General features: G+C 33.0%; 8 protein-coding genes. 7 read left to right on the top strand and 1 reads right to left on the bottom strand.

The genetic code is table 11. The features are described 5' to 3' along the window. Positions 1-7 precede the first annotated feature (7 nt). The 7 genes from BM120_RS09305 to BM120_RS09270 all read left to right on the top strand — a co-directional run bounded on the left by BM120_RS09305 (position 8) and on the right by BM120_RS09270 (position 9595). On the top strand, positions 8-601 hold the full coding sequence (locus BM120_RS09305) for an ATP-binding cassette domain-containing protein (protein WP_091995408.1): 594 nt from the start codon (positions 8-10) through the stop codon (positions 599-601). A gap of 337 nt (positions 602-938) precedes the next feature. After that, positions 939-1160: a DUF1659 domain-containing protein gene (locus BM120_RS09295; RefSeq protein ID WP_091995404.1), complete on the top strand. Its 222-nt coding sequence runs from the start codon at positions 939-941 to the stop codon at positions 1158-1160. Between the two features lie 16 nt (positions 1161-1176). Next, entirely contained in the window at positions 1177-1404 is a 228-nt protein-coding gene (locus tag BM120_RS09290; RefSeq protein ID WP_091995402.1) for a DUF2922 domain-containing protein, read from the top strand. 336 nt (positions 1405-1740) lie between these two features. Beyond that, positions 1741-2520 (top strand): helix-turn-helix domain-containing protein, encoded by a 780-nt coding sequence (locus BM120_RS09285; protein WP_091995400.1) that lies wholly within the window; start codon positions 1741-1743, stop codon positions 2518-2520. 384 nt (positions 2521-2904) lie between these two features. Next, on the top strand, positions 2905-5094 hold the full coding sequence (locus BM120_RS09280; protein ID WP_177187413.1) for a cell wall-binding repeat-containing protein: 2190 nt from the start codon (positions 2905-2907) through the stop codon (positions 5092-5094). 256 nt (positions 5095-5350) lie between these two features. Beyond that, positions 5351-7228: a cell wall-binding repeat-containing protein gene (locus BM120_RS09275; RefSeq protein ID WP_091995397.1), complete on the top strand. Its 1878-nt coding sequence runs from the start codon at positions 5351-5353 to the stop codon at positions 7226-7228. A 105-nt stretch (positions 7229-7333) separates the two neighbouring features. Then, entirely contained in the window at positions 7334-9595 is a 2262-nt protein-coding gene (locus tag BM120_RS09270; protein WP_177187412.1) for a cell wall-binding repeat-containing protein, read from the top strand. Positions 9596-9912: 317 nt separating this feature from the next. Here BM120_RS09270 and BM120_RS09265 read toward each other — a convergent pair whose 3' ends face one another. Further along, on the bottom strand, positions 9913-11445 hold the full coding sequence (locus BM120_RS09265) for a cell wall-binding repeat-containing protein (protein ID WP_091995393.1): 1533 nt from the start codon (positions 11443-11445) through the stop codon (positions 9913-9915). Positions 11446-11939 lie beyond the last annotated feature (494 nt).

The following is an 11939-nucleotide window of genomic DNA, read 5'->3' as shown; positions in this document are numbered from 1 at the left end:
AGTGGCTATGATAATATTTAAGGATATTTCAAAATCATATGGTAACAAAATCGTACTGAAAAGCTTCAATATTGATATCATAGAAGGTCAGACGACATTTGTGCTTGGCAAGTCAGGATCAGGAAAAACAACCTTCTCAAAAATAGTTCTAGGACTCGAAACAATCGATACAGGTAAAATATCGGGCTTGGACGGAAAAAAAATTAGTGTAGTTTTTCAAGAGGATAGGCTCATGGAAAACATGACAGTTGATTCTAATTTAAAAATGACAGCCGACTCACATATAAATAGAAAGCAAATTGTAGAAAAAATGGAAAAAATTGGTTTATTTCAATGCTTGGAAACCAAAATTAGCGAGCTGAGTGGAGGTATGAAAAGAAGGATATCCATATTGAGAGCTTTTTTGATTGACTTTGATTTGATAGTAATGGACGAGCCGTTTAGAGGGCTTGATGACGAGACCAAGGAAAAGGTGATGGATTTTGTCATTCAAAATATAAAAGAAAAGACAGCTATAATAATAACTCACGATAAAGACGAGGTAGAGTATTTTGCAGAAAAAATGGAAGAGATACAAATATATAATATTGTCAATCGATAAAAGCTAACAGGTTTTAGACATAAAATAAACAGATAAAATACAAACGCTCGTGATATTCGGGGGACAATGCTCAATATATAGCTTTTACAAAATAAAAGAATATAAAAATGGTAATAAAAGGGCTTGATAAGTGTAATTATCGAGCCTTTTTCTATGCTCGTAATATAAGAAATAACAAATTTTGTAATCAAATTTTGGACAAAAAAAATAAAAATATCCTAGTATTTGCCATAGCTTTGGTAACAATTTATAATCGAAAATATTACAATAAGCTTGTAGGTAATGGCAGCCTACGAAAAAGGAATCTAGATTCAACTAAAGCTAAGGAGGAAAAAATATGGCACAATTAAGAGACAGAAAAATCACATTAAGGGTTAAGCTAATCAACGGTTTAAATGCAAATGGAAAGCCTAAGTACAAAACGCTTTCGTTTAAGGATATCAATCCAGCTATAACAGAGGAGCAGCTGCTAGAATTGGGAGCTAGGCTAGCAGGTCTTCAGGAGCTGGAGCTATCAGATATATATAAATCACAGGTGGAAAAAGTAGTACAGGCATAATGAGGGAGGATAAAATATGAACAACAAAATATTACTGATGAGATTCAAAAAGGAAGATAACAAAGCCTTTTCAATTTCTATTAAGGCTCCTAGAGCAAATGTAACAGAAGAGGAAATCAAGAATGTCATGGATTATATAGTGGATAATTCATTGATAATTCCTGGTGGTGTGGCAATAGTAGAAGCTATTGATGCAAGGCTTACAAGCACAACAACTGAAAAGATAGATTTGATACTGGAGTAGCCAAGCGATAATAAATCATCCACCAAATTTGACATAGATAAAAATATAAAGGGATGAAAAAATTGATTCTCAAGGATAAAATTTGTCAGATGGGGTATTGAAGCTTTTTCAATACCCTTTTGACTATAAAGCCAAAGCCCTAAAAAGTACGGAGATAATAAAAAAACGCCGAATTAGTACGGTAAAGTAACGAAAAAACAAATTATGCTTAATAAAACAAAAAAATATCGCAAAAAATAAAAAAAAACTTTTGAAAATAAGATAAAAATCTGATACTCTAATTATAGCTGATAAATATATATTATGGTCAAATGAAATTATAAGGAGGAATTCTATATGAAAGGATTCATAAATATCGCTTTTATTATCAAGCAGCAGCTAGTAACACTATTTGCAGATGAAAATAGTGATGGAAATAATAGGAAAATGGAGAAAAAGAATTCAAATACCGATAAAAGGAACAAAAAGAATAAGCTTACATCATCGTGGATGCACGTATCAAACAAGGATCCGAACACTAAAGTATTTGAAGAGGTGAATGCCGACCTATTGTTGACTGGAAATGTTACCAACAACAGAAAAATATTGAACAAGGCAAAGGATATACTCAATACCATTGGAATCATAGATATGACATCTAATCGTGCTTCAGGATGTTCAATAGAGGACTACATCAAGGCAAAGAAAAATTTCTATGAGGAGTTTGGAGGAGATAGAATCTATATGGAAAGCGTTAACAACATAAGAAAATATCAATTGATGTTCACAGTAAAGATATTGAGAGAGCTGTACAAATACACTGTAAAGGATGTAGCTAGAGCATTGGGCATTCATGAAAGTATGGTGTTCAACTATCAAAAGGATTTCTTTGAAAAATGCGATCTTGTTTGGACACGACTGTATCATGAATTTGTCGATAGGGCAAACAAGGATAAAGAATTGATGCTTGAAAGATTAGACAACAAGATATACATACCAAATCCGGACGATAGTAAAAGCTATATCGTATACGATTTGACAAAGCCTGTGCATAGTCCTTTGAGGTATAAAATAGTAAAAAAAGAAGCTTGCAAGGAGATTATTAAGAAATTCTATGAAAAGCAAGACGAACAATAAATAATAGTAAAGGTAAAAAAGTAAAGCCAAAGAATAAAAAATAAATCAATACGAGATGTATTGAAGTATGTAAAAAATAATAAATACAACATTAAATGACCTAATATATATTAATATAAATAATTATACATTATATGTATATAAAAATACACTTTCTATTGATAAATAGGAGTATTTAGTGTATACTAAGTGGTAGCTGTTTGGAATTTTGAACCACATTTTGATAAAAAAATCAAAAAAAATAAAAAAAATTCCAAAAAACTCTTGAAATTATTACAATTTTGTAATAATATTAAGATGTGAGAAATATAGTTGCGTTTTCAACGTAGCTTTTATGAAATTATGGAATGTAATTGAATAATATGTTTGGGAGGAATGATAAAAATGAAAAAACAATTAGCTGTTTTAATGGCTGCTGCAACAGCAGTTACAACTGTAGCTCCAGTGGTAGCTAATGCGGAAGTTAAGAAAATTAAAGACGCATCAGCTTCACAGGTTAATGCTGAAATAAAGAAAGCATTAGATACTAAATATGCTGACAAGAAGCAGGATGGAGTGAATGTTACAAACTCTGATGATGTTGAAGCATATATGAATTCAAGATATGCTGTATTGCTATCAGCTGGTGGTCTTATAGAAGACAAAGATAAGGGTTTATTAGCTTGGGCGAATAGTGACTATGGAAAGGTTGCTCCAGCAGTTAAGTTTGACTTAGACGGAGTTGATGCTGCAACTACTTTTGTGGTTACAGATGCTTCTAAGGCTACTGGAATAATTGAAAGAGCGGTTTTGTCTGGCAACGAATTGAAGGTATTCATAGTTGATAAGGGAATTAAAGACAACTCTTCAGTATTCAAAACTAATAACAAATTATATGGTGATGCGGATACTGATACTGAAGTTGCTCTTGAAAATGCATACAATACTGTGAAGACAGAAAAATTTGTTAAATCGTTTGATGATGAAAATAAGAAGCTTACTTTAACTAGCGGTGCAGTTATAGAGCTTAAGGCTGGTGCTGAAGCATATGATTTCAAGAAGGCTTTTGCAGCAGATGGACAGTCTTTGGATTTGACAGCAGAAGCAAACAATCAGCAGTCAGTTCTTGATACGATAACAAAGTTTGATGTTCAGAAAAATAAAGATGATAAGACTGTAACTCGTGACGTTGCTAGTGGTGATACTGTTCTTTATACTGTAACAAATGTTCAAAATACAGTTATTGAGGTTCCTACAGTTTACACTAATGAAGCAGGCTATACTGAAAAGGGTGCTGATTTAGTTAATAAATTGATAAAGGCTAATGACGCAGTAAAGAATCCTGCTGACGGAAAGAGTAAGAAGTTTAACTATGAGGGCGTTAATTATGAATTAACAGAAGCAATAAATTATGATGCTCCGAATGCCGTTATAGAAAAGATTGGTGATAAATACGTTCTTAAATTTAAGGCTAAGGTTAAGGATGCCAATGATGAGCTTTCAACAAAAACTATTCAGTTTAACATTGAAGGTAAGGTTCAAAAAGACCTTGTTAGAGTTCTTAACGACCTGAGAGGAACTACTGAGGTTGTAGTTGGTCATTTTGTAAAATTGGCTGGTGCAGATAGATTTGCAACAGCAATAGAGGTGTCTAATGAAAACTTTGAAAAGGGTAAGGCAGATTCTGTTGTAATAGTTGGTGCTACAGCATTGATGGATGGACTTTCTGCAGTACCTCTAGCATCTGTTAAGAATGCGCCAATACTTCTTGCTGATGCAAAGAATGGCTTGAGTGCAGATACTATTGCAGAAATCAAGAGAGCTACAAAGGATTTAAATAGAAAGACTGTTTATATTGTTGGTGGTGTAAATTCTGTTCCAGCAAGTGTTGACAAGGCTCTTCAGGAAAAGTTTGGTGCAGTTGTAGTTAGACTATCTGGTGCTGACAGATATGAAACATCTTTGGATGTAGCTAGAAGACTTAAATATGATGGAGTTGTTAACAAGACAGCATATGTAGTAGGTGGTGAAGGTGCTGCCGATGCAATGTCAATATCTTCTGTAGCAGCTAGAGTTGAAGATGCTAAGGTTAGTCCGGTTGTAGTTGTTCCTCAGAAGGGAATTTCTAGAACTACAAGAGATTTTGTTCAGTCTTTAGAATTACAAGGCTCATTTGTTATTGGTGGAGAAGCATCAGTTTCTACTCAGGCTTTAAGTGATTTAAGCAAGGTTTCTCCTGCTGAGAGAATTTCCGGTGCAGATAGATATGCAACAAATGTTAACGTATTAAAGACATTCTTCAGAAAAGCAGAACCTGTTGATCCAAGGACTGAAGTTAAGGGTCTTGTTGTTACAAGTGGAGACACTAATTTCTTGGTTGACTCTCAGACTGCCGGAGTTTTAGCTGCTAAGAATAATGCTCCTACACTTCTTACTGGAGCTAAATTGACATCTGATCAGCTTTCTCTATTCAACAAGGATGGATTATTCTCTGACTTTGCTAAGGCTCCAGGAAGAACTTCAAAGGTATTCCAGGTTGGTGGAGTTGTAGCTGCTGACGTTATGAAGACTGTTGTTGAAAAGCTAGGTCTATAATATTTAATATTAATAAGCTTCATATTAAGCTTTAAAGCGAAGCTTCGTATTGAGCTTTAAAACAGAGTGGTTTTCCACTCTGTTTTTTGTTTGTATAAATATCTATATTCTGCTTTTGACACTGCTTTTTTTATGTTATAATATAGGGTATAGAAATGTATAGATATTCTGTGTGCTATACAATATTTTTTGATTCTGTATACTATACAATATTTTTTAATTCTGTGTATTATACAATATTTTTTAGGAGGTAATTATGAAGTTTAAAAGTATTTGTAAGAAAAATATAGTTTCAGTGCTATGTGCCATCACATTGGCTATAAGTGCGATTGGTGTATCCGCTGATAGACTTCCGGTATTTATTTCAAGTGCGTTGGATGTGAGCACAAACATGGGAACGTATTCGGATGTAGCTTTGTCCGGTGGAGGTGCTACTATTACTGTAAAGGGCGTAAAGGTAAATAGTGAGAATAAGGGTGTTGTTGCTATTGATATCGAGAATAATTTTGTAAGTGGAAGATCTTCAAAGCTTGACAAAGACAACTATCTAGAATTGATGCAGGAAAATGGTACATATTCGCCTACAGCTGTTAAGGCATCAACTACTGAATACAGAGCAAATGAGAGTGGCTATTCTAGATTCTATGTTCCAGTCGATTCTTCTAATGGAAGCGTGAATATAAAGCTTACTGCAAAGGGAACAAAGCTTACAAATGACAAGATAAGGGTTATGGCATACACTGTTAATAATACAGATAATCAATTAAAGAAATTGCCTGACAATACTACATTGGATGCTTCAAATTTTGATACATATAAAAACGAAGTAACTACTTATATTGATTCAAATGAAGATGTAACAATTTATTCAGCTGTAATCGGAAAAGATAAAGACACATTTGTATTAAAGCCAAGTAATAATCCTAGCACTATAAGATTGTATTTGGGTGCAGGCAAAGGTAAAAGTGTATCGATGTCAAAGCGTTTTGATGTAAAGTATTATGCGAATTTGGATGTATATAGAAGAATAAATAATGATTATAAAAAGTACAAGGATGGATATATTAGAAATGGCGAATATAAAGAAAGTACTATTTCAGCGTATTCAGAATACTCATCTCTAGATTTTACTTGGAACAACACTGACGGATTCATAGTAGTAAAGGGAGAAGATATGAATAACTTTTTACTAAATGTGAAAATGCAGTCGATAAGCAATGTAAATCCTAATCCAAGCAAACCAAACGATGATGAAATAAAGCCTGAGATAAATAAGCTAAAGCCGACTGTAGAAAGAATATCCAAGAATACTAGATATGAAACTGCAATCGAATTAAGCAAAAAAGCCTTTAATTCATCTAAGAATGCTATTGTTGTAAGTGGCGAAAGCTTTGCTGATGCATTATCTGGTGGAGCATTGGCAAATACTTTAAAGGCACCGTTGCTATTGGTTGACAATAACAGGTCTAATATTGAAATGGTGAAGTCAGAGCTATCGAGATTAGGTGTTGAAAATGTATATGTGCTAGGTGGAGAAAAATCAGTTGCGTTATCTACTGAGAAAGAATTAGCAAATGGTCGCAAAGCAGTTAGATTATCCGGAGCGGATAGATATGCTACTTCAAGGGCTGTTTATGATGAATTTGTAAAGGCTGCAAATTCATCAGGGGATGCTATTGTTGTTAATGGTATGCAGTTTGCTGATGCACTAGCTGCCGGACCTCTTTCTGCCAAGAAGGGTATGCCGATACTTCTTACTGATGGTAAGATGATAAAGTCAGAGCTAAATAGAAGTGGCAATATTATCATAGGTGGATTTAATTCTATGGGAGCTGTATTTAAGGGTGCTAGAATCAATGGTAGCGATAGATATGAAACATCGACTCTAATTGCAGCTAAGTACTTTGAAGGCATTGATAGAGCAGTGTTGGCAAGTGGAAGGAACTATCCGGATGGTCTAGCATCTATAAGCCTATACAGCAAATATTATGCTCCATTATTGTTGACAGAAAACAACAGCTTGCCGACTTCAGTTGCAAATTACCTAAAATCAGCAAAGGTTAGAAATGTATACGTAGTAGGTGGTATTGGTAGTGTTTCTAATTCAGTATATAATACAGTAAAAGGCTTGTAATCAAGGCTAGTAATCCAAAGCTTGTAATTAAAGCTAGTAATTAAAAGCTTGCTAGATGAAATCCTAATTGATAAAGTATAAATGGAATATGTGGAGGGATGTCGTATGAATAAGAAAATATGCGTTGCTCTTGCTTCAACTATGTTGGTTGCTGGTGCTGGTAATTTAGCTAGTGCGGAAACGACAGTTACGAAAAGCGGAGTGGAATTGATGAAGAGATACAGTGGAGCTGATAGATTTCAGACTGCAGTAGATGTCTCTAAGGGTAATTATCCAAATGGATCGTCTAATGTGATTTTGGTAAATGGATCAAATCCGGCAGATGCTTTAAGTGGTGGTCCATTGGCTTACAGTATTGATAGTCCGATACTTTTGGTTAATGCTCAGAGCATATCGACTGCTACATTGAATGAGCTTGTTAGATTGAATCCTACTAATGTGTATATATTGGGTGGAGAGAAATCTGTGTCATCAAATCTCGAAAAGCTCATTAAAGGCAAGCTAAAGTCGACTACGAAATTCACGAGAATAAGTGGTAGTGATAGATATGAGACATCTGTAAGGGTTGCTGAGGTTATGCTTGGTAATAAAAGCTTCTCTGGTGCCGGCTTTGTAAATGGCGATACTAATAAATTCCCTGATGCATTGAGTGCAGCTGCATTGCTGGGTAAAAAAGGAATGCCTTTGATTCTTACAAATGGAAAGAGCTTATCAGGTAGCATGACAAAATATAAATCAAATTCAAGCAACTATATTATAGGTGGTGCTGCTACAATTAATATACCTGGCTTGTCTGGAAAGAGAATTGCCGGAAATGATAGATATGATACTTCGGCAAGAGTTGCTACTGAAGGGTTTACATATGGCTCTTATAATTCAAGTAGTGATAGTGCCTGTGTCATTGTTGATGGTAGAAATTATCCTGATGCACTTACTGCGATTTCTGTTGCAAAAAAGCAAAATGGACCTATTTTATTAGTTGATAAGCAGGTGCCAACGCCGATTGTAAGCTATATAAATGCTCAAAAGAGAGATAAGGCATATATGGTTGGAGGAATGAGCTCTGTTAGTCTTACAGTTCAAAATGATTTGCTGAACAGATTGGAAAATAACTACAAGAATTATAGAAGCTCAGAGGTCGAAAAAAGAAGACTTGCTCTAAGTGATTTGGAAAAGGCGATGAGCAAGTATGACGAGATGGTTGGTTGGCTATCTAAAAGCTCAAGCAATCTTACTGCGATAAATGAATACAAGACTTTAAGAGACCAGCTTTATAAGGATTATACAAGCAAGAGTGCAGCAGCTCTTGTTGGTGTTACAGTTGAAACCATAGCATCTAAGAAGAGTGACTTAGCTAAAAGGTTTGAAGATATTGCTAAAATTAATGATGATCAGTACAATACAATTTTGAGGGCTGAGGTTGACAAGGCTTACGATAAGATAAGTGAAAGAGGAATTCTTCTTCCAGAAAGTCAGATGACAAGTAGTCAGAAAGAATTGTATTCTAAATTGAAGGAAGCGACTAGATTGATGACTGATGCTTCAAATGGAAAGAGAAAATTAGAATTGACTTATGAGATAAAGCATTCTAGCGTTTCTTCTAGTAGCTCAAGCTCTGACTCTAATTCTCAGATAAGAGAAGCTAATGAATTATTGAATAAAGCAAAGGATATCAGAACTCAAAGTCCGGAGTTCCTATCTAAAAAAGCGAGCCTTGACTATGCAATAGCTGATGCTAGAAAGTCTGCTACTTCTACAAATTTACAAAATTTAAAGGATGCAGCTGAGGACTTTAGGTATGTGCTTAATGCTTATCTTGCTTTAGATGATAAGATAAAGGCTGCTGAGAAGCTTATTAAGGATAATAAAAGCACAATTGAATATGCCTTTAGAAGTAAGGCATACAAAGAAGTCGATGTACCGAGAGAGTCATCTGGTGTAAAGCTTTCCGATTACATCAAAAAGAAAAGAAGCAATATAGAGGATAAGATAGCTGATTATAAAAGGACTATGGATTCCTTCAATACTAGAACACAGCTAAACTACCCTGAAAACGAATTGAACGGGTTGATTGATGAGCTTAGAAATGTTATCAGAAGCTTTGATGAGCTGAAAATACTTGATAGCACAATAAAAACTTGTGAAGATTCAGAGCCTAAGGGTAAAACATTTAATGAAGACAAGGCTAAGATGGAAAAATTACTCAAAGTATACAAAGACTTGTTTGACAATGCAAAGCAGCTTAAGGATAAAGCGGGTAGTGAAATCAATTTGAGTGAAAGCTCTTACGATAAGATTAGAAGTCTTAATAAGGCTCTTAATGATGCATTTAACGAATATAGAACAGAATACAGTAGATCAAGATAAGCTGTTGAAGCTTGGTTTTGTTTTATTAATGATGTGTTTATAAAAATAGCATAAAGCCTTTATAAAAATAATGAGGCTTTTATAAAAATAGCATAAAGCCTTTATAAAAATAATAAAGAGGGTGCATATCAAAATTAAAATTTGATAAGTAGCCCTCTTTTGTTATAAAGTATGTTTTTAATTTGATAAAGTATGTTTTTAAGATTGATTTATCGTAACATTTGAATGCTAGTGCTGAGGCACTAGTCAACATTTATATAACTAGTTATCATCTATATAACTGGTCAACATCTACATAATAGTTAGCATTTATATAACTAGTCAACCTCTATATAATAAACTGGGTGACTAATTTTGTTTTGGAATGAAGCTGGAACAGAATTTTGACCAACAGCATAGAATCCATTTGCGGGATTCCAAATATTATAAGCATTGAGTGCCTTTATCATGATTTCTTTTTCAGAATCATTAAGATATATAGCTTTATAATTTTTTTTAGTTACAACAGAATCCCATTCCGATTTTATATAATAGCTAGCAGGGATGTTATATTTTTTCTCGGCATCTTCGGTAGCATATGTAATGGCAAGGTGATCTGAGGATCCGTCCTTGTGGTTGAGAAGCTCAACAGCAAGTGTCTTGAAAACAACGTTATTTTGATTTTTGACTATTTTTTCTAATACATTACTGACGTCTGTCTTTAGTAAGCCTTTATTAATGTATCCAAGAAATTCTATTTTTTTACTTTCTACTCCTAGATGGTTGAGAGCCAGTGTAATTTCTTTATTTCTAGCCTTGACTATATCCTCACTCGTTATTTCAGAAAGACCTTGCTCAGAAAGCTTTTTGTTTATTGCTTTTATTGCACTAGTCCTCGATCCATCTGTAAATAAAATTGCATTTACATTGTGACCTTCTCTTACATCTCTATTAATATCGATTCCAATATACAGTACTTCGTCATCCTGGTGAGGTATTAGATAATATATATTGTGAACAACCTTTACTAATCCACCAATAATACCCTTTACTTCATAGTCGGAAGCATTAATATTTGAGGCATCATGATTGCAGAGAAGAATACTTGAGTCCAGCTTTGCTGCGTAGCTTGATGAAGATATCGAATCGGATATGTTTTCGCCACTCGTTAGAAGTACAGATTTATTTTTTGATTCATTCAACAATAGCTTTGAGGTCTCATATCTATCCTTTCCGGCAATTCTTTTTGCATTGGAAAAATAGCTATCTACATCAGGTACGGAATCCTTTCCTCCAATTATCGCTATTTTTTCATAATTCTTTTCTTTAATTTTTTTTATTGTCTCTGCTTTGTTATTATTATTTAATAGTATTATTACCATGTCGTTTTGTCTAGCATATGCAGCTGAAATAATAGCATCAGCATCGTTTGAAACCAGTAATGCAGATTTTTTATTATTATACTCATAATATTTGGGTAGCTTTTTTATCTTAAATTTTTCCGTCTGTAAATTCTTATCCTTTGGTATGGATTCACTATTGGTTAATATTGTTTTTGCTGATAATCTGTTTATTTCATCTTTTTGTAGCGTGTCTATTTTGTCATTTGTAAGCAAAATTGGTGCATTATATTGCAATGATGCGTTGAATGCGTCAATAGTATCGGATAAATTATCATTATTAAGTAGAATTACATTATCACTAAATGTGAATGTCTTATTTGATAAAATGACAGATGTTTCGTATCGGTCTTTTCCATATATCCTATTTTCGTTAGGGTTTGAATACATTTTTGCATTGGAAATTGAGCTCATAGAAAGCAAAATACCTACTGTCAAAATAAAAAGCTTTGAACAATTTTTAAATTTCATAATTACCTCACTTTTAATTTGTAATAATTTGTAATATTTAACATAATTTCGAACATACTTTCAAATATAATGTTTAATATACTTTCAAATGTAATATTTAATATAATTTTGAACATAATATTTAATATAATTTCAAATGTAATATTTAACATAATTTCGAACATAATATTTAATATAATTTCAAATATAATATTTAACATAATTTTGAACATAATATTTAATATAATTTTGAACATAATATTTAATATAATTTTGAACATAATATTTAATATAATTTCAAATATAATATTTAACATAATTTCGAACATAATATATATTACAATATATACTGTCATATATATATATTACAACCTATTTTGGAAGAATAATCAATACTTTTTTGATTTTTTTCGAAATTCAAATTATCAGCGTTTCACATATTATTTATTTGCGATATGATTAGAAATTTTATTGACTTGTCATTTACTATATAAAATATATAGCTTAAAATAAAA

Source organism: Peptostreptococcus sp. D1, assembly GCF_900112955.1.
GTDB lineage: Bacteria > Bacillota > Clostridia > Peptostreptococcales > Peptostreptococcaceae > Peptostreptococcus.
Note: the sequence above shows the minus strand (reverse complement) of the source record. Positions and strands in the feature narration are given on the sequence as shown.